16 protein-coding genes are annotated in these 20,046 nt (G+C 50.3%); 8 read left to right on the forward strand and 8 right to left on the reverse strand.

Going from position 1 to position 20,046, the window contains the following annotated elements; genetic code table 11:
• Positions 1–7: 7 nt before the first annotated feature.
• The 6 genes from ACEVG1_RS01600 to ACEVG1_RS01625 all read right to left on the reverse strand — a co-directional run bounded on the left by ACEVG1_RS01600 (position 8) and on the right by ACEVG1_RS01625 (position 10,830).
• Complete coding sequence (locus tag ACEVG1_RS01600) at positions 8–979, reverse strand: BT_3987 domain-containing protein (protein WP_374741794.1); 972 nt, start codon at positions 977–979, stop codon at positions 8–10.
• A gap of 16 nt (positions 980–995) precedes the next feature.
• Positions 996–2,786, reverse strand: a complete 1,791-nt coding sequence (locus ACEVG1_RS01605; protein WP_374741795.1) for a RagB/SusD family nutrient uptake outer membrane protein — start codon at positions 2,784–2,786, stop codon at positions 996–998.
• A gap of 27 nt (positions 2,787–2,813) precedes the next feature.
• Positions 2,814–6,116, reverse strand: a complete 3,303-nt coding sequence (locus tag ACEVG1_RS01610; protein ID WP_374741796.1) for a TonB-dependent receptor — start codon at positions 6,114–6,116, stop codon at positions 2,814–2,816.
• A gap of 251 nt (positions 6,117–6,367) precedes the next feature.
• Positions 6,368–7,501, reverse strand: a complete 1,134-nt coding sequence (locus ACEVG1_RS01615; protein WP_374741798.1) for a FecR domain-containing protein — start codon at positions 7,499–7,501, stop codon at positions 6,368–6,370.
• Between the two features lie 80 nt (positions 7,502–7,581).
• Positions 7,582–8,136, reverse strand: coding sequence for an RNA polymerase sigma-70 factor (locus ACEVG1_RS01620; RefSeq protein WP_374741799.1), 555 nt, complete (start codon positions 8,134–8,136; stop codon positions 7,582–7,584).
• Positions 8,137–8,175: 39 nt separating this feature from the next.
• Positions 8,176–10,830, reverse strand: a complete 2,655-nt coding sequence (locus ACEVG1_RS01625; RefSeq protein WP_374741800.1) for a glycoside hydrolase family 78 protein — start codon at positions 10,828–10,830, stop codon at positions 8,176–8,178.
• Between the two features lie 305 nt (positions 10,831–11,135).
• Between ACEVG1_RS01625 and ACEVG1_RS01630 the strand changes: the two genes are divergently transcribed.
• From ACEVG1_RS01630 to ACEVG1_RS01645, 4 genes are all read left to right on the forward strand, one after another.
• A complete protein-coding gene (locus tag ACEVG1_RS01630; protein ID WP_374741801.1) occupies positions 11,136–11,603 on the forward strand; it encodes a hypothetical protein in 468 nt (155 codons plus the stop codon).
• A gap of 100 nt (positions 11,604–11,703) precedes the next feature.
• Positions 11,704–12,267 carry a helix-turn-helix domain-containing protein gene (locus tag ACEVG1_RS01635; RefSeq protein ID WP_374741802.1) on the forward strand — a complete coding sequence of 188 codons (564 nt, stop codon included), beginning with the start codon at positions 11,704–11,706 and terminating at the stop codon, positions 12,265–12,267.
• An 84-nt stretch (positions 12,268–12,351) separates the two neighbouring features.
• A complete protein-coding gene (locus ACEVG1_RS01640) occupies positions 12,352–14,832 on the forward strand; it encodes a heavy metal translocating P-type ATPase (RefSeq protein WP_374741803.1) in 2,481 nt (826 codons plus the stop codon).
• A 75-nt stretch (positions 14,833–14,907) separates the two neighbouring features.
• Positions 14,908–15,270: a response regulator gene (locus tag ACEVG1_RS01645; RefSeq protein ID WP_374741804.1), complete on the forward strand. Its 363-nt coding sequence runs from the start codon at positions 14,908–14,910 to the stop codon at positions 15,268–15,270.
• A 147-nt stretch (positions 15,271–15,417) separates the two neighbouring features.
• Here ACEVG1_RS01645 and ACEVG1_RS01650 read toward each other — a convergent pair whose 3' ends face one another.
• Together ACEVG1_RS01650 and ACEVG1_RS01655 are read right to left on the reverse strand one after the other, a co-directional pair.
• Complete coding sequence (locus tag ACEVG1_RS01650) at positions 15,418–15,615, reverse strand: hypothetical protein (protein WP_374741805.1); 198 nt, start codon at positions 15,613–15,615, stop codon at positions 15,418–15,420.
• 23 nt (positions 15,616–15,638) lie between these two features.
• The gene (locus ACEVG1_RS01655; protein ID WP_374741806.1) at positions 15,639–16,001 is read right to left on the reverse strand and encodes a PleD family two-component system response regulator; all 363 of its coding nucleotides are present in this window, start codon (positions 15,999–16,001) and stop codon (positions 15,639–15,641) included.
• 370 nt (positions 16,002–16,371) lie between these two features.
• On the opposite strand from ACEVG1_RS01655, the gene purB reads away from it, so the two are divergent.
• The 4 genes from purB (at position 16,372) to ACEVG1_RS01675 (ending at position 19,990) form a co-directional block, all read left to right on the forward strand.
• Positions 16,372–17,715 (forward strand): adenylosuccinate lyase, encoded by a 1,344-nt coding sequence (gene purB, locus ACEVG1_RS01660; RefSeq protein WP_374741807.1) that lies wholly within the window; start codon positions 16,372–16,374, stop codon positions 17,713–17,715.
• 65 nt (positions 17,716–17,780) lie between these two features.
• Positions 17,781–18,335 (forward strand): NifU family protein, encoded by a 555-nt coding sequence (locus ACEVG1_RS01665; RefSeq protein WP_374741808.1) that lies wholly within the window; start codon positions 17,781–17,783, stop codon positions 18,333–18,335.
• Between the two features lie 41 nt (positions 18,336–18,376).
• Positions 18,377–19,021 (forward strand): arylesterase, encoded by a 645-nt coding sequence (locus ACEVG1_RS01670; protein WP_374741809.1) that lies wholly within the window; start codon positions 18,377–18,379, stop codon positions 19,019–19,021.
• 123 nt (positions 19,022–19,144) lie between these two features.
• Positions 19,145–19,990 carry a transketolase gene (locus tag ACEVG1_RS01675; protein ID WP_374741810.1) on the forward strand — a complete coding sequence of 282 codons (846 nt, stop codon included), beginning with the start codon at positions 19,145–19,147 and terminating at the stop codon, positions 19,988–19,990.
• Positions 19,991–20,046: the final 56 nt, after the last annotated feature.

Raw genomic sequence — 20,046 nt, forward strand, 5'->3', positions numbered from 1 at the left:
ATAGCTACTAATAAGCCCCTAGCTCGGCCAAATGGGCGTGCGACGAACCATTCGCCGAGAGGATGACCAGCCGGAAATAACGCGCCTCCACAAACTCCGGCAGCCAGGTTTTCTGTTGGCTATTGGATGAGGAGAGCGTTAAGACGGCGATTTCATCCCAATGCTCGTTGTCCAGGCTTACGTCCACGCGGACCTGTTCGGGTTTCCCCCCACTTCCAGACACTTGCCGAGCGATGGTGTTGATGCCATGCAAGGTGGTCACCTCGCCCATATCCACGGAGAGGTGATGTGGCGGTGGCGGGCTTGCCCCCTGCCACTGGGAATGCCAAAACGTCTGGTTATCGCCATCGAGCACAAAAACGGCCCTCCCGTTGTTGGGGCCCTCGCCATTGGCCTCTTCCGATGAGAAATCGACAATCTCCCATGCCGACCGATCATAGTCTGGATAATCGGCAATGTCGGGTTCGGCGGTAACCAAATAATAGGTCGTCTGCAGCTGTTCATTTACCTTAAACGACGATTGGACCGTGAGTGGAAGCAAATACGTCTTGAACATGGCCACAGCCCCTTCACCGGTGGTGTTGACTGACAAGGATAACGGTTGCGTAGCTAACTCGTCCTTGGGTATAGTCGCTTCGGCGGCTTCCAATGTATAAGCTCCTTCGGGTAGCAGCTCGTAATCGGTACCGTTTGCTTCATTGAAACTGGCCACTAAAGCTTGGTTTACCGAAAAACGAACGGCAATATCCGCTTCGGGGTATCCCCGGCCGCCATAATTTGCACCGTATATAAGTTCCTGCGGCTCATCAGCTACGGTAAGGGTATGGGCAACCGGATTGTTTACGGCCAAGGGCATATACACTTGATTGTATTGCGACTCGTCTTGGTTCGGCAACTGCACTTCGTCTTCGCAGCCTCCTAGGCTTACGAGCAAAGCCACAGCCAACCCGCACGCTATCATATTGTTTTTCCTATCCATTTTCTTTTGATTTAAGTTACCATCCGGGGTTTTGTACGATACTCCTATTCCTATCCAGCTCATATTGGCTGATGGGCCACCAATAATACGATGGCCGGAATAAGTGCGGTGTCATGGTGGGTACCCGGTTATAGAATGCATTGCCATCTTGGTTGATATCCATGCCGTGTAGGACGCCCATTACCTGCGGGGCAATTTTCCAACGGCGGATATCGAACCAACGATTTCCTTCGTATGCTAGCTCAATACGGCGCTCGGCCCTTATTTTTTCACGCATCAGCGCCTGACTGGCCGGCACGGGTATCTGGTCTTCTCCCGGCCCGTAGGTAGGGATTCCAGCCCGGTCACGTATCAGGTTCAAGTATACCAATATGTCTGGATGCCCGGGTTCATATTCATTCAACGCCTCCGCATAGTTTAAGTATACCTCCCCCAATCGAAACAATATGATAGGCCGCTCTTGGCGCTGGCCGTTGCCACCCGACCCCACGTTGGTGCCCGGCCCAACGTTCTTTCGCACAAGGTAACCCGTTTTGGAGAAATCGGTCGGGTGCCCCTCCCGCCCATTGGGGCCGGAGCGATAGAACGTAATCGGCGCCGGCGCATTCATTCGGCCGCCCTGCCATACGCTGTTGTTGTAAGTAACACCATGGTAAAACCGTGGTTCTCGGTTCATGTACATGTTATAAATCTCCAAGCCGTCTACATTCGTAAATCCATTCTCTACATACAGTGGCGACTCCGTGATGGGCAGCCCATCCGCCATAAAGTATGCGTCTATGGTTTCTTGGGTGGGCCCAAGGCCACTCCAACCGCCTGCCTGTCGCGGCATGCAGTGTACATCCCAGCGGGCCACATCATTCCATTTGCGCACCATAATCTGCTCGGAATTCCACGGTTGCAGGAAAACGCCATCCAACGATTTGACCGGGTCGCCGCTGGGATCTTTATATAGCGAGTAGATACCCAGGTCGATGACGTCTTTCGCAGCATCGGCTGCCCGTTTCCATTTCGCCTGGTCGTATGACTGCGCAATCAAAGGCACGCCATCCGATGTGGTAAAATCAGACACCTCGGTGTTGCCATTGTATTGCGGGCTCGCCGCATACAAGAGCAACCGGGATTTGACCGCCAGTGCGTAACCCTTGGTGGCCCGCCCGTACTCGGCAGCACTCTCCTGCCCATTGCGCTGCGGCACCAAAGGCAACACCGTGGCCGCTTGGTCAAGTTCGCTCACTACATAGTCCACGCAATCATCAAACGGACTGCGCGGAAGCTGCAACTCGCTGCCTGGCGCATCGGGGCTGATGACCTCGTCGCCAAGTAAGATAACGGGGCCATATTGCTGCATGAGTTGAAAATAGTAATACGCCCGCAGAAAGCGGGCTTCCGCCTTGTACTGATCTATACGCTGCTGACCATCCAACGTACGGATTTCCTCGTTCTCATCGATGCGACTCATGAAATAGGTAGCTGCCCGTATACCGCGGTAATAATGCCCCCATTTTTCAAACTGCTGGTTTGCGGGTCCAAGATTCCCGATATTCACTGGGTAATTGGGGCCACCCGACCACGTTAGATCAGCCTCGTCACTGGTTCCTACCCACGGAAAGCCGTCGATGGCGTTAGACTCATCTGGGACGAAATTATAAACGTTGGCCAGAAATTGTTCGGATGTAGCCTTCTTTTGGAACACCTCATCGATGGTGATCCGATCGTCCGGAACCTGGTCCAGAAAACTTTCGCAGGCAGTAAAATACACACCGCATATAACGGCTCCTATAGTAACTAACAATTGCTTGTTCATGCTTATTCTATTTAATGTATTACGCATTTAAAACGTACACCTCAACCCCAGGTTATAGGTTTTTAGCAGCGGATACTGCGACCCCCTGCCATCACCCAACTCCACATCCCAAAGATCAAACTCACTAAAAGTAAGCAAGTTATAACCTATAAAATATAAATTAAGGTTCGTTACACCCACTTTTGAGAGCCATTGCTGGCCGGCAAAGTTATAATTGAGCTCGGCGGTTTGTAGCCGCAGGAAAGCACCGTTTTTCACCCACCAGGAGCTTCCCTCGAAATTCATATTGTCGTTTCCGTAGGTAATCCTAGGGTAGAATGGCCGTGAATCGGGATTATCCGGTGTCCAGCGGTCGGTAATCTTCGATAACAGGTTACCCCGCTCGCCACCATACATAAACGGCCTAAAGCCGTCCCCATTCGGCATGATATCGACATTGCTGATTCCCTTGAACCATGCGGCTATCGTCCAATTCTTCCAATTGATGGTGGGCCCGAATCCATAAACGATTTCCGGCATACTGCCGTAGCCGATAGGTGCCTGATCGTACGAATCGATTTTTCCATCGCCGTTCAAATCCTTATACTTGATGTCGCCCGGTTTGTTGGTACCGGTTTGATAGGGGCTGTTCAACACATCCTCCTCACTATGGAACAAGCCCAGATCGATGTAACCAAAGCGTTGGCCGTACTTTCGGCCTATGCGCTGCTGCCACGGGTATGGCCAGGGCGCGTTGGCGTCGTCGATAATGATGGCGCGGTTCCAGTTGATGTTGCCGCGGAAACCCAATCGAAGATCTGGGCCGACTTGCTTCTGGATGTCGAGCGTAGCGTCAACGCCCGTATTATTGATCTGGCCAAGGTTGGCCCAGGGCAGGTTGGGTATCCCCACAAAGGTAGCCACGTCGCCCCGCTGACGAAATATGCCCGTGCGGATTTCGCGGAAAACGTCTGCGGTAAATGATATGGCATTTCTCCAGGTCTTGAATTCGAGCCCTAGGTTATATTTATTGGCGCGCTCCCACGACACCGATACAGCATAATCGCCAATGCTCAGCCCGTCAATGTCATTGGAGACATTATTTCCGTAACCATAGCCTGCGCCTCTATCCACGTCGATGGTAGAAATGTAAGCAAACCGCCTTCCGCCGATGCTGCTATTCCCCACCATACCGTACGAAAAGCGGAACTTCAGGAAGGAAAGGTAGTCTTTTACGGGTTCGAAAAACTGTTCTTCCGAAGCGACCCAGCCCAAGCCGAACGATGGAAAGAAGCCGAAACGCTGACTCGGTTCGAAGGTCTCTGAGCCGTTGTAACCGAAATTGACTTCTGCCAGGTACTTGTTAGCATACGCATAGGTAGAGCGCCCTGCCAACCCCATGTACCTGAACGGGATTGACCCGACAAAATCTCCGGCGAAGGCTTCAACACGATCCGATTGGTTGTACAACAGCATGCCGGTAATGTCATGGGGGCCGAAGGATTTCGTATAGTTAATGGCCCCTTCGAGGTAGAACTGCCGGGAGCCCCCATTTTCTCGGCTGTACCCCAAAAAGTTGGTACCGATCTGCGTTTGTTCCAGGATGAGGTTCCCATCTTCGTCGCGCCCGGATGCGAGGTAGCTATCCACCGATTTCGTTCGCCGGATATAGTGGTTGTTATACGTATCGAAGGCGAACATCCCCGTAGCGGACAGGCCGTCTAACCAAAAACCGAAATCTTGGGTGAGCCGTATATTGCTCCAGAGTTGGTTACGGAACTCGGTGGCGTACCCCGATTGTGTCAGGAGCGTGTACGGGTTAGACACGTCACCCGTCCGTATCCGCGGCAACAAGCCATTCGAGTAGCGTACCGGTATGGTAATGGGGGGCAGTACATAAGCCGCGTTGAACACCGAGCCGGTGGAATTGCCGGGATAGTTCCCATTGCTTATCCAGCCAGAGGCACCGAAATCCACTTTGGTGGTTTTGGTGACGTCGAGCGTGAGGTTTGACGTGAAATTGAACCGGCTGAATTTCATCGTTGAGTTGTAGTTGGCCAATTCATCGGTTTTGAACATCCCGGTTTCGTCGTAATAGCCTACCGACAAGTAATACTGTGCTTTCTCCGACCCGCCATTGGCATTGATTCGCCCCCTGCGGTTATGCCCGTAGGGATTGAATACGACATCAAACCAGTCTATGTTTGGATAGAGATCGGGGTCCGTCTGCTCGATGGTCTGCTGGATGCGATCGGGTGAGTAGCGTGGATTCGGGTCTGAAGGGTTGCTACTTCTGTAAGCTTCGTTTGCAATTTCCATGTACGTAACCCCGTCGGCAAATGCTGGAAGTCGGGTAAATTCAGTGAGCCCCTGGTCATACTGTACATTGATGGTAGGCTTGCCGGCTCTGCCCTTTTTGGTTTGGATGAGAATAACGCCGTTCGCACCACGTACGCCATAGAGGGCCGTTGCCGATGCATCTTTCAACACGCTGAAACTAGCGATGTCTTCCGGGTCGATGTTGTTGAACGACCGCTCCACTCCATCAACCAATATCAATGGCGAACTGCTGGTAAACGTTGAGATACCCCGGATGTAGATTTCCGCATTATCATAACCAGGTTCACCACTTCGCTGCACCCCCACAATACCCGCGATGCGCCCGGCAATAACATTGGTGAGGTTGGCCACGGGCTGCTTCAGTTCTTCCGCTTTCACGGTACTTTGGGCCCCGATGGTCGTCAACCTCTTCTGTTCGCCAAAGGCAACCACCACCACTTCGTCCAACCCTGTTTCTCGCTGTCTCATTACGATATTTACCACGGTCTGGCCCGAAACAGATACATCTTGCGAGACGTAGCCCACCGTGCTGAACTCGAGCACTTGGCCGTCTACGGCTAGGATTTGAAAACGGCCGTCGTTGTCGGTGGCGGTACCCGTTGTCGTACCCTTAATCAGCACGGACACACCCGCTATAGGTGCCCCCAGCGAGTCGGTGACCACGCCGCGAACCTCCCGTTGCAGCACGTTGCGCGCTCGGGGTTTGGATGGATGGAAGCCCGCAGCGCTTGCCGTAGCTGGATTTTTGGTAAGGACGATGACGTTCTCCTCAATCTTGAAGCTGTAGGCATCGCCAAATAGGTCGTGCAGCATGTCGGTAAGCGGTTTGTCCTTTACGGAAATCGTCACCGGATTAAGGCCATCGATATCCTTCATTTTATAGAAAAAGGTATATCCACTTTGCTTCTCTATCTTGCGGATCGCATCCAGAAAAGGTACCTCGCGTAAGTTTAGCGTTACACGTTGGCCGAATACCTCGGCCGAAAGCTGCACGCAACATAATGTTAACATAGCAACGGTCAGATTTATGCGCATGATATCTCCTTTGCTAAATCTAAATAATCGGTTAAATTGCATACTTTTGCATTGTTTGGTTGTCATTCAATAAGATTATTCGAACTACTCTTGGCGGATTCAGGCATACCAGGCCCGGTCGGATGTGTTACCAGCACTTCCGACCATTTCTTAAGCATCCTGATTTAATGATTAAGTGAATGTTGTGTTCATAACGCTGTTGTTTTTGGATTATTAAATTGGTTTACTTATTTCCCTTTGACGACGAGCTGACGGTCTTCCTTGATTTCGTATTCCACTCCTGCCATTTTCAAAACGTTCAATACCGAACCCAGTGGCATATTCATCGGTATCCTACCACCGTATGCCGCATTCTCAATCGCTCCTTCATACGTTACTTCGATGTCATACCAGCGTGCAAACCGCTTCATCACGGTATGCATATCGGTATCGTTGAAATGGAAGTACCCTTCCGTCCAAGCAGTAAATTCATCGGTATTCACGTCCACGACTGTAAAATCGGCGTCTTGTAGGCTTGCTTGTTGGCCGGGGTGCAGTATACGGCTCGCCAGGTTGGGGCCACGGGCCGTGAGCCGCACTTTTCCTTCTACAAGCGTTGTCCGCGCTCCGCCCTCGTCGGCATAAGCGTTCACGTTGAAAGCTGTACCAAGTACCTCGATTTCCTGGCCGTCGCATTTCACAACAAATGGGTGTTCTTCGTTACGTGACACGTCGAAATAGCCTTCACCTTCCAGCTCCACCACACGCTTGGCCGATGTAAATCGGGCAGGGTACCGGAGCGAGGAAGCGGAGTTCAACCACACTATGCTACCATCAGATAGCGTAACGCGGTACATGCCACCTTTCGGTGTGCGCATGGTAATCAAGCCCTTCTCCCCGTCTTGCTGTGAGTTGACCAATTGTTCTCCGTCTTGATATCGGATTTCGCCATCGGCGATAACAATGCCGTTTTGTGCCTCACTGAGTTCAACCGACCGGCCATCGGAGAAAGTCAGCATTGCTTTGTTACTGCCGGGCGCTATGTCATACGGTGAACGTTCCGCATTATCCACGGAAGAGAGCCAAACGTATAACCCCATCGACAGGCCCATCAGCAGCACCGCAGCAGCAGGGAATACCCATTTCAGCTTTTTACTTTTTCTGGTAGTGGCTATCGGCTCGGCATGAGCTACCGAATATTTCACACGGGCGTAAATCCGAGCTTCAAGTGCCTGCTCGCTCTCTACAAAAGATGCAGGAAGTATCGATTCACTATCATCATGGCTATTATACCATGCGGCAAACTCGTCTTTCTCATCAGCAGAGATTGTGCCGTCAAGCCACTTTAACGCTAGTTTTTCGTACCGTTCCTTTTCGCTCATTTTTAGGGCCCTTTATTAATAGATACCCGCAGGAAGAGCAATCCCCTATCCCCAGAAGAAAAAAAAGAAAAAAATCACGTTCAGAGCAACGTGAACATAAAGCTGGCTAGCTTTGTACGTAGAACTTTGAAGGCTTTAGCCAAATGCGATTCGACCGTCTTTTCAGCGATACCGAGCTTCGCGGCAATCTGCTTCTGGGAAAGGCCTTCCTCACGGCTCAGGCGAAACACCAAACGGCATTTTTCAGGTAACTGTGCTACATATACGGCAAGCTGTTCCTGAAGTTCATCGAACGCCAACCATTCTTGCGTTGAATCGTCCGTCCGATTGTCTGCCGGCAGCGAATCGACATATCGTTGTTGCAGGCGTTGCTTTCCCAACACTTTTATGATGCGATATTTCACGGAAACCGCCAGGTACACGGGCAAATTGAGGTGCTGCTTGAGGGTTGCACGCCTATGCCACAACGAAGCAAAGATGTCTTGTACGATTTCTTCGGCATCTTCCGGATGATCCAGACGATTGGAGGCGATGACAAACATTTTTTTCCAGTACCTTTGATAGAGGGCTTCAAAAGACGATTCATCGCCTGTGGCAAGCAATGCGAGAAGTTCGTTGTCTGTTTGCTGTTTCATTGAAGACCGATCATCATATTGCCATTTGTCATTTCAGGGCTACTGCCTGCTCCGCCATTGCACCGCATGATTACCGGCGGGCAATTCCCGTTGCTCACCATCCGGCAGCATCAATGTGGCGGTGCTGTTGGCGGGGATGACAACGTCGATGTCCACGCGCCTGCCATTTCGCGTCCAACGGCTCTCAATTTTTCCATAAGGCCCGTCGAACGTTGCCTCGAAGTGGTCCAGCCCCTGCACGAAATGCGGTTCCAGCCGCACGTGTTTGAATCCCGGCTGCCGTTCATCGGGCTTGATGCCCCCCAACCCTTTGAAAAACCAGGCACCGATCTCGCCAAACATCATGTGGTTGTCGGAAATGTCGCGCGTGGCATTAAGGTCCCAGTTTTCAAGTAGGGTGGTCGCCCCAGCGGCAACCCATGCTCCCCAAGAGGGATACGTATCGCGGGAAGCCAACGTATACGCAAGATCCGCGTATCCATTTTCGCTCAGCGCGTTGAGAATGGCCTTTGCCCCCAATACGCCCACATCAATGTGGCTGCCATCCGCTTCCACACGTTCCGCCAACCGTTGGGCAACCTTAGCTATCAATGGCTCGGGAACGACGTGCCACATCAACGGCATGCTAAGTTCCGTCTGCGTACCGGAAGCGTAGACCCCGGTTTCCTGATCGAGGTACTTATCATTGATCGCCTTTTTTATAAACCCGGCCAACCGGCTGTATTGTTCGTGGTCTTCCTGTTTTCCAAGCAATTGGGCAGCTTTAGACAGGATGACCGCATCTACGTAGTAATAAATAGACGATGTAAGTTCGAGCGATGATTGGGATTTCACCGGCACCCAATCGCCCCGCCCCCAAGTGGTCAATCCATTAGGGCTGATTTGGGTGACATAATCCACATACCGCTTAATCGCTTCGTAATTCTCCGACAACGGTTTGGTATCGCCATAAAAAAGGTACAGGTTCCATGGAATGATGGCAATGGTACTTGTCCAATCGGTTCCATTGGCCGTTCCATATCCCCATCCGCCTGTCGGTATGATATCGGGCAGCACACCGTTGGGTTGTTGTTCATCACGATGGTCGTCCAACCATTTTTCATAGATGGTGATGCCATCGAAATTATACAATGCCGTTTCGATAGCAAAATGGCCATCGCCCGTCCAGCCGTTCTTCTCGCGTTGCGGGCAGTCGGTGGGATAGCCAAAGAGATTGGAAAGGTAAGCATTGTTCGTGGCCCAAGCGATACGATCCAGAAGCGGGTTTGACGAGCGGATTGCACCGACAGCAGGCACATCGCTATGCATGAAATACGCTACCAAACTGGTCCGGTCGAGCTGCACGGGCTGACTGCTGGTGATTTCGATGTATCGGAAACCTTTATAGTTGAATTTCGGCATAAACGTCTCTGTTCCCTCCCCTTTCAGCGTCACGATATCGGTTTGGAATGGATCCGAATCGTCTATTGGCCGGTAATACACATCGATATTTGAAAGATCCACAAGGCCATTTTCGCTTAAGCGCTCGCCGTGTTTAAGACGCAGCACCGTACCGGCAGGCCCCGCAACCGTAAGTTTGGTTACGCCTGCGATATTCCGGCCCAAATCAAACAGGTAGGTTGTATCATCCACGCGTGTTAACGTTTCCGGTTGGATTTCTTCCACATTCCGAATGGGATGAAGTGCTTGTGTCACGATATGCTTAGCTGGTGCCGACCTATAGGAGACACCCCGCCAATCGCTGTCATCGAAGCCGACCGCATGCCAACCTGCTTGCTCTAACCGGGCGTCAACATGTTCGGCTGTATAAATGTTGTTGGATGTAATCGCTCCGCCACTTGTTTTCCAATCGCGCTCGGAGCTGATGGTTTCTACTGTACCGTCTTCGTAAGTGATGCGGATATCTAAACAGAAGGCGGGTCGATTCCGCCAGGGTGCCTTGTCAAAGTTCCACACGGCCATGGCTTGGTGATTATACCATCCGTTGCCAAGCACAACGCCTACGGCGTTCGCACCTTGTTGGACCACGCTTGTCACATCGTGGGAGACGTACAATATACGCCGATCGTAACGGGTATACATCGGATCAAGCCGGTGATCGCCAACGCGCCTACCGTTCAGGTATAATTCGTAAAGTCCAGCGGCGGCGATATAAGCCCGGGCCGACTTGATTGGCTTGTTGGATTGAAATTCTTTGCGAAAAAATGGAGCAGGGCGATGGTCTATCCCATGGCCATCCGAAATCCAGGCACCATGCCATCGGGAGCTCATCATTCCGGTCTCAAAAAACGCGACCGGTGCCCGGCTGTATTGACTACCCGCCATGCCCCGTCCCGCCACACTCCAATAGTAACGGGTAAATGGTTTTAGCGGCACACCATCATAACGGATTAAATTAGCGTCGGATAGCAGCTCTCCGCTGTCCCACTGGTTGCCCGTTCCGTTGGCCACCGCGATGGAATCTGTTCCAACGATGATACGGTATGCCGTTTGCCGCGCCCCTTCTTCCGAGTCTTTTAATTTCCACGTAAGGCGGGGATTCGTCTCATCAATACCTAAGGGATTTATTAGGTACTCGCAGCGCAGCGCATAATAGTCGTGTTGCTGTGCAAGCGCAGGCCTAATCACTAGGCTAGCCGTAATGGCGACCAGAAATAACGTACGGTATTGAAATATGGGTTTGTTCAAGATCATGCAAATTGGTTAAACGGCGCCGCTAATATAAATACAATAATCGATGTTCCGTACTGCACTGTCCTGCCCAAGGGCAATCTATCCTTTTCGCTCCGTGCCCATATTGGTACGCCAAGAATAGATTTTTGGATCTTGAATATTTCCACTATTTGCCGATATACTTCTGTAACCCTCCCTTTCTTCGGGCCATTGCTTTAGGTGATAAAAATCATTTTTAACGCACGCCGCCCCTGTTTTGTTGCAATTAATTTGTTAAGATGTGTTAAACTGTAAAAAAATAAATTTCGTACTATTGCCGGTACATCATGTACCCTACGCTATTAGCAACGCATTCATTGGTCCGGTGGCTTGTGCTGGCTGCATTGCTTATTTCCATTGCCTGCGCTTACACCGGTTGGTTTTCTAAAAGGACATTCTCCCGATTTGATAATGCCGTACGCCATTGGACAGCAACCATTATCCATATCCAGCTGCTATTGGGTCTCTGGCTCTACGTCATCAGCCCGTTTTCCAATCATTTTCTACAACACCTCCCGGAGACAGTCCATCAGCGGCATTTCCGTTTCTTCGGCATGGAGCACAGTTTAATGATGGTCGTAGCCGTCGTGTTGATTACCGTCGGTTCGGCCAAAGCCAAGCGGAAAGCAACGGACAATGAAAAATTTAAAACCATGGCCATCTGGTATACGATAGGCCTATTGATTATCCTGGCATCGATTCCCTGGGCATTTTCGCCATTTACCAGCAGACCGAATTTCCGGCCCTTTTTTTAATAGACAAGCATCCAAATGGCGATAGCAGTTGCCGCAACACGGAGTTATATCAAGGTAATAAAATGGTATTTCTTTTCGTACCTTTGATTGGCGTAAGACGATGGATAAGCTATTTATAAAAAATATGGTCTGCGATCGCTGTATCATGGTGGTACAGAACGAAATGGATAAACTTGGCATCCCCATAAGCAACATCAAACTGGGGGAGGTTACACTCAACCACAACTTATCCGACAAAAAAAGAACGGCACTGGATAACGCGTTGACCAATGTGGGGTTTGAACTCATCGACGACAGGAAGAGCCGCATCATCGAGCAGATCAAAACGGTCATTATTGAGCTGGTGCATCACCGGGAGAGTGATAACAAATACAACCTATCGGATGTGCTCAGCCATGCCCTCAACCACGATTACAGCTACCTCTCCAATCTGTTTTCAGAAGTGGGGGGTATCACGATTGAAAAATACTTCATTGCCCAGAAAATCGAAAAGGTGAAGGAACTATTGGTGTATGATGAACTGACACTTAGCGAGATAGCCTACCGGCTCAACTACTCCAGTGTGGCGTACCTAAGCAACCAGTTCAAAAAAGTAACCGGGCTTACCCCTAGCCATTTCAAGAAAATCAAGGAAGACAAACGAAAACCGCTGGATAAGGTATAAATCTTACAAAACAATTCCAGAATTCCACAACGACTTGCACAGATATAGTTGCCACCTTTGTAGGGTACAATAAAAGCATAAGCAATGGCAACAGCAGCTAAAAATTCGGTAAAACAATCTTTCCCGGTACTGAACATGACCTGTGCATCCTGCGCAGCCAGCGTGGAGAGCATGGCTAAATCAACCGATGGGGTGGTCGATGCGTCGGTTAATTTTGCTACGGCGACACTGTCGGTAGAATACCAGCCAGGCATCACTACCCCGGTTGCCCTGCAGAAAGCCATCCGCTCCGTGGGTTATGATTTACTCCTCGAAAGCGAGGATACACGGCAGGAAACGTTGGAAGCCCTCCACGAACAACAGTTCCGGTCGTTAAAACAAAAAACGATTTGGGCCGTTGCCCTCTCCTTACCCGTGGTGGCTATTGGTATGTTTTTCATGACCATACCCTACGCCAATGAAATCATGTGGTTGTTTACCACGCCCGTGGTGCTGTGGCTGGGCCGGGATTTCTACCGTAATGCCTGGAAACAGGCCAAGCACCGTAAAGCCAACATGGACACCTTGGTGGCATTGAGCACAGGTATCGCGTACGTATTCAGTGTTTTTAATATGCTGATGCCCGAGTTCTGGCACCAACGGGGCCTTGAGGCCCACGTGTATTTCGAAGCAGCGGCGGTCATCGTTGCCTTTATACTGCTTGGAAAACTATTGGAAGAAAGGGCAAAAGGCAACACCTCATCAGCCATCAAGAAACTGATGGGCTTGCAACCGAAAACAGTAACATTGGTACTGCCTGACGGCCGTGAACAGCAAACACCCATTGAAGATGTGCATGTGGACGACGTGGTTTTGGTGAAGCCGGGTGAAAAGATTGCGGTGGATGGAATGGTCTTGTCGGGCAGCTCGTATGTAGACGAAAGCATGTTGAGTGGAGAACCCCTGCCTGTGCTTAAAGCGGCAGACGAAAAGGTTTTTGCGGGCACCATCAACCAAAAAGGGAGCTTCCGGTTCAAAACGGTGAAGGTTGGCAAGGAAACCATGCTTGCCCAAATCATTAAAACAGTACAGGATGCGCAGGGCAGCAAAGCCCCGGTACAGAAACTAGTTGATAAGATTGCTGGCATTTTCGTTCCCATTGTGATGGGCATCGCCCTGCTTACGTTCATACTGTGGATGGCATTGGGCGGCGACCATGGTGTAGTACATGGGCTTTTGGCAGCCATTACGGTATTGGTCATCGCATGCCCTTGTGCTTTGGGACTGGCCACCCCCACCGCGATCATGGTGGGTGTGGGCAAAGGTGCCGAAAACGGGATACTCATCAAAGATGCTGAAAGCCTGGAGCTGGCAAAAAAAGTAAACGCCATGGTGCTCGACAAAACCGGGACCATCACCGAAGGTAAACCGGAAGTAACCGGTGCGAAATGGCTGAACGACGACGATACGGCAAAGCGGGTTTTGTTTAGCTTGGAAAAACAATCCGAGCACCCATTGGCCGCTGCGGTGACCAACCAGCTCGCCGGAACGAACGCCGTGGACTTACTGGAATTTGAGAGCATTACCGGCAAGGGCGTGAAAGCGGCCTACGACGGCGAAACCTATTTTGCTGGGAACAAAGGGCTCTTAATGGAGCATGGTGTTTCCATTGCCGACGAACTGCAACAGCATGCCGACGAATGGGGTAGACAGTCGAAAACAGTCATCTGGTTTGCAAACCGCACACAGGCGCTGGCCGTATTGGCCATTTCGGACAAGATTAAGGAGACTTCCGTATCGGCCATCAAACAAATGCAGGAAATGGGTATCGCGCTTTACATGCTTACGGGCGACAATGAGGCTACGGCCAAGGCCATTGCGCAGCAAACCGGCATTGGGCATTATAAAGCGGAGGTTTTGCCACAACATAAAGCGGATTTTGTGAAGGAACTCCAACGGCAGGGTAAAACCGTAGCGATGGTGGGCGATGGCATCAATGATAGTACCGCATTGGCTACGGCAGACGTAAGCATCGCCATGGGCAAAGGCAGCGATATTGCGATGGATGTGGCCAAGATGACCATTATCTCATCCGATCTGACCAAAATACCGCAGGCCATCCGGTTATCTAAGCAAACCGTAGCGACCATCAAACAGAACCTGTTTTGGGCATTTATCTACAATCTCATTGGTATCCCCATCGCCGCTGGCATATTATACCCCATAACTGGTTTCTTACTGAATCCCATGATAGCCGGCGCGGCGATGGCCTTGAGCAGCGTGAGCGTAGTGAGCAACAGCTTGCGGCTGAAATGGAAAAAAACAAACCATTCATTAACGACAATAAATTCAAACAAGATGGAAAACAACGATCAACATTTGCAATTCAAAACGAACATCAACTGTGGTGGCTGTGTGGCAACCGTGACGCCATACCTCGACCGGTTAGATGGTATTGCACATTGGAAGGTAGACACCGACGATAAAGACAAAATATTGACCGTGGCAGCCACCGGGGCTTCGGCCCAACAAGTTATCGAAGCCGTACAACAGGCGGGCTTTGCCATCGAGGCCATTGACAGGTAGACGGGCCGGCCGCCCCAACACCACTTCGCCTAAACAATACGAGGACTACGTTTGTTAGCGAAGTAAGTTAGTACCATGGCAAAATCGATACTGATTATTGACGATGATGAAGACATCTTGGAAATACTCAACATTGTATTCCAAGATTCCGGCTTTGAGGTTATCCTGTCAAAGGTAGGCCTCGAAGCCGATTTCATCAGCGTACTGCACCCGGATATTGTGCTGTTGGATGTCCGCATCGGTGGGTCAAAGAAGAAAGGAACCGATATCTGCAAAGACCTTAAAGCCAACATACATACGCGGCACATGCCTGTAATCCTTTTTTCTGCCGAACACGACCTGCATACCATGGCATCTGCATGCGAAGCGGACAGCTATGTTGCCAAACCCTTTGGAATAGACAGCTTGCTGATGCAGGTTCAGAAACAACTTTCGTAAAAACCATAGATACAGCGATATGCCTACGGATATTGAACTCGATGGAACAGATTTACAACCGTCTGGACACTGAAATTCCTGAAGATAGTTCCAGTGGCATCTCGATCCAATGCGATAGTTGCCACGCGTTATGTGCCATGAAGCTGTTTACTGCTCACCCCTCGCCATACGGCCTTGGGCCCGGCAAAAAAACAATGCGAGCTTTAGGTTTTCAAGCATCCTCATGCGCGATACTTCATGGCCTTTGCCATCGCTCGTACCTCCCTCATCCGTTTTATCGGAAAGAATCTCGTTTTGGTGGCCAGTGCCCAGCGCTGGTCCGCCGTTTACTTTTGCTCTCTTCATAATATTTTAATATTCGACAACAGTTACCCATGCGGGTAGTGGTCATTTACAACATCGATGACATCGTATATTTCAAATGGCTTGCGGATATAGGCATTGGCGCCGCAGTGTTCCGCGATGTTATCGATTTCGCGAACAGCAGAAATCATAACAATCGGTATACTTGCCGTTTTTTCATTCGAGCGCAGCTCTTTACAGAGGGTGCTACCCCAACACCAGCTAAGTCCTTCGTCCATTAGAATAAGACCGATATCGTTATCTTTTAAAAGCCTGTGCATGGACTTGCCACTATCGGTAAGGACTTCATAATCCTCAAACTGCATAATTTCCGAGACAATGTCTGCCATATCAGGGTCGTCTTCAATATATAATATTTTTTTCCTCATCAGGCGTCTACAAAGGTCAATTAATGAGCTGGCAACGATCTATCAAGTCTACTCACTTACGCTGGTCGCTCGTTATCATGATAACGCTATGCATTCAAAAAGATTGTACAAACGTATCCATAATAATATTTTGCCAGTATTACTTTTTTGTGTGTTTTTCTGATTCTCCAATATCGGCATGTGCCCGGCTACCGTCCCCCGGCTGTAGGGCGCCGCGGGACGGGCCGCGGTTTTGTCTGTGTATGTGCTATAGACGACAAATAACGACGTAAAATGTTTGAGAAATCTCAAATCGACGTTCGCGAATGCTAAGTTGTTCTAAGTTCGCATTTGGCGCGCCAAATAGTTACCTTTGCCCAAAAGTAACTATATGGCACTTTCACCACTCACTGCGATTTCTCCCGTCGATGGCCGCTACCATCAAGCTACCCAAGAACTGTCCCCCTATTTCTCGGAATATGCGCTCATTAAATATCGGGTACTCGTGGAAGTAGAATATTTTATCAGCTTGTGTGGGTATGGTGTACCGCAACTACGCCATTTTGACGGAAGCCTCAATGAAAAACTCCGCGAAATTTATATAGATTTCAGTTTAGCCGACGCGCAGTGGATCAAGGAAAAGGAAAAAGAAACCAACCACGATGTAAAAGCCGTTGAATATTTCCTCAAAGATCGGTTTGAAACGCTGGGACTAACCGATTCGTTGGAATTTATCCACTTTGGATTGACATCGCAGGACATCAACAACACCGCTATACCGTATGCCTGGAAGGAAGCGCTTGCGAACGTATACCTCCCCCAACTCAAGAGTCTCATTGCCGCACTGGAACAACGGGCAGCTGAATGGGTGGCTGTTCCTATGCTGGCCCGTACCCATGGCCAACCCGCATCCCCTACGCGGCTGGGTAAGGAAATCACGGTATTTACCGAACGGCTTAACAACCAAGTGGAACTCCTTGAGCGTATTCCCCACGCCGCGAAATTCGGCGGAGCAACGGGCAATTTCAACGCTCACAACGTAGCCTACCCACACCTGGATTGGATCTCTTTCGGCAATTCGTTCGTTAACGAAACCTTGGGATTAACCCGTTCGCAAACCACTACCCAGATTGAACATTACGATCATTTCGCAGCACAGTGTGATACGCTGAAGCGCATCAACACCATCTTGATTGATCTGTGCCGGGATATTTGGACCTACATCTCGATGGATTACTTCAAACAGAAGATAACCAAAGGGCAGATCGGTTCGTCGGCCATGCCGCATAAGGTCAACCCGATCGACTTTGAAAATGCCGAGGGAAACCTGGGTATCGCGAATGCGCTATTGGAGCACTTCGCATCCAAACTGCCCATATCGCGTTTACAACGTGACCTCACCGACTCTACAGTGCTCCGCAATACCGGCGTACCAGTGGCCCATACCCTAGTAGCCATCAAGTCGGCAATAAGGGGCTTGCAGAAGCTCATCCTCAACGAGGGGGCATTGAAAACAGATCTGGAGCAAAATTGGGCAGTGGTAGCAGAAGCGATCCAAACCATCCTGCGGCGTGAGGGGTATCCCAAACCATATGAAGCATTGAAAGCCTTAACCCGTACCAACGAAGCGGTGAGCCAAGGCACTATTGCAGCGTTTGTAGAAACCCTCAATGTAAGCGAGGAAATAAAGGCGGAACTGAAGGCGATAACGCCATGGAACTATACCGGCGTTTAACCTTTGACGGTACGCTGACCCTACTTTTGGGGAAATATTGATATTTTTGTAAAAACGACGAAGCAATGGCAACGATAAACGTATATACCGAATATACACCCAACCCGGCAACAATGAAGTTTTTGGTCAACAAACTGTTGGTCAATGGCAGCTTGGATTATCCCGACCGGGAAAAAGCGCAGGAATCTCCGTTTGCCCGTGAACTCTTCAAGTTCAATTTCGTAAATGGTGTATTCTTCGCCAGTAATTTCGTAACGATCACGAAAACGGAGGATGCCGAGTGGGAAGATATAGAGTCCCTCTTGAAAGACTTCGTCAAAGGCGCCGTTGAGTCCGAGTTGAAAGTGCAAGAAGTGGCCAAAGACGAGGACGTCGCATTTGAAGGATCGGAAACGGAAATCAAGATACAACAGATCCTGCACGATTATGTGCGGCCAGCCGTTGAACAAGACGGTGGAGCAATCAGCTACGTCGCTTTCGAAGACGGACGGGTACTGGTAGAACTGCGGGGGTCGTGCAGCGGCTGCCCTTCTTCTATGATTACCCTCAAAGCAGGCATCGAAGGCTTGCTTAAGCGGATGGTGCCCGAAGTACAGGAAGTCGTAGCTGAAGCCATGTAATGATGTGTTTGAAGTGGGGATTTTTTCTGGTTTTTTTTGTTTTGGCTGCAGCATGCGGTAGCCCATCGGACCAGGCGAGCCAAGAAAACACCGAGGCAAGACAAGAAGCCGCTACCCCTCCCGTCAAAGAAGAGACCAAAAACATTCTTTTTTTCGGGAATAGCCTCACCGCCGGCTACGGGCTCGAAGGGCAGGAGCTTGCGTTTCCCGGCATTATCCAGCAATGGATAGATTCGCTGAATCTCCCCTACCGGACCATAAACGGAGGATTGAGCGGCGAGACATCGGCGGCCGGGAAAGCACGTATCGACTGGCTGCTGCGGGAGCGGGTTGATATATTCGTGTTGGAGTTGGGTGCCAATGACGGACTGCGGGGAATACCAACCGAAGAAACCCGCAAAAATTTACAAGAAATCATCGACAAAGTGAAAGCGAAATACCCCGACTGTAAGATGGTGCTTACGGGTATGATGGTGCCACCCAGTATGGGGGGTTCCTACGGGAAAGCATTCACGGCGGTATTCCCGGCGTTGGCCAAAGAGAACGACATGGGTTTCGTACCCTTTCTGTTGGCCGATGTAGCCGGTGAGCCCGACCTAAACCAACAGGACGGCATTCACCCTACCGAAGAAGGCCATCAAATCTTGGCTAAGCATGTATGGGAGGTGCTGCGGCCCATGCTCTGAAGACGGAGAATGCCAACGTTAGAGCTAAATAGACGCGAAGACGAGAACGCACGACTCAAATCACTACGAATTTCATAATTAATCCTTAACTTTAGCGCCAAAATCGTTAATAACCACTTTATAATGAGCGAAGAAATTAACAAATTAGAACGAGTTGCATCACAAGTAAGACGAGACATCGTCCGGATGGTCCACGCGTGCCAATCGGGGCACCCCGGGGGATCACTGGGCTGCGCGGATTTTTTCGTGGCCCTGTATTTCAGCGCCATGGAGCGGAAGGCCGGGTTTGACATGGACGGTATCGGTGAGGATTTATTTTTCCTCTCCAATGGACACATCTCACCGGTGTTCTACAGTACGCTGGCACGTTCGGGCTATTTCGAGGCGAGCGAATTGGCCACCTTCCGGAAAATCGATTCACGGCTCCAAGGGCACCCCACCACGCATGAGGGGCTTCCCGGCGTCCGGATTGCATCAGGCTCGTTGGGCCAGGGCCTATCCGTAGCGATCGGAGCCGCACGTGCCAAAAAACTCAACAAAGATAACCATTTGGTATATGTGTTGATGGGCGACGGCGAACAACAAGAGGGTCAAATATGGGAAGCGGCCTTGTATGCACCCCACAATAAAATAGACAACCTCATAGCCACCATCGATTACAACGGCCAGCAAATAGACGGTGCCACGGAACAAGTGCTTGGACTAGGCAACTTGAAGGCAAAATGGGAGGCTTTTGGCTGGGACGTGCTTGAGATGAATGGCAATGTGATGAGCGAAGTGCTGGCGGGGTTGGCCGAAGCTAAATTGCGCACCGGCAAGGGCAAACCCGTCATGATCCTTATGAAAACGGAAATGGGAAATGGTGTGGACTTTATGATGGGATCTCATAAATGGCACGGTGTGGCGCCCAACGACGAACAACTAGCTGCCGCACTTGCCCAGTTAGAAGAAACATTGGGCGACTATTAATTTCAGGCACGAGACTTAGACTATCAGCCACGTGTTTTTTTACTCAACCGTCTGAT

It is taken from the genome of Parapedobacter sp. 2B3, assembly GCF_041925275.1.
In the GTDB taxonomy this organism is placed as follows: domain Bacteria; phylum Bacteroidota; class Bacteroidia; order Sphingobacteriales; family Sphingobacteriaceae; genus Parapedobacter; species Parapedobacter pyrenivorans_A.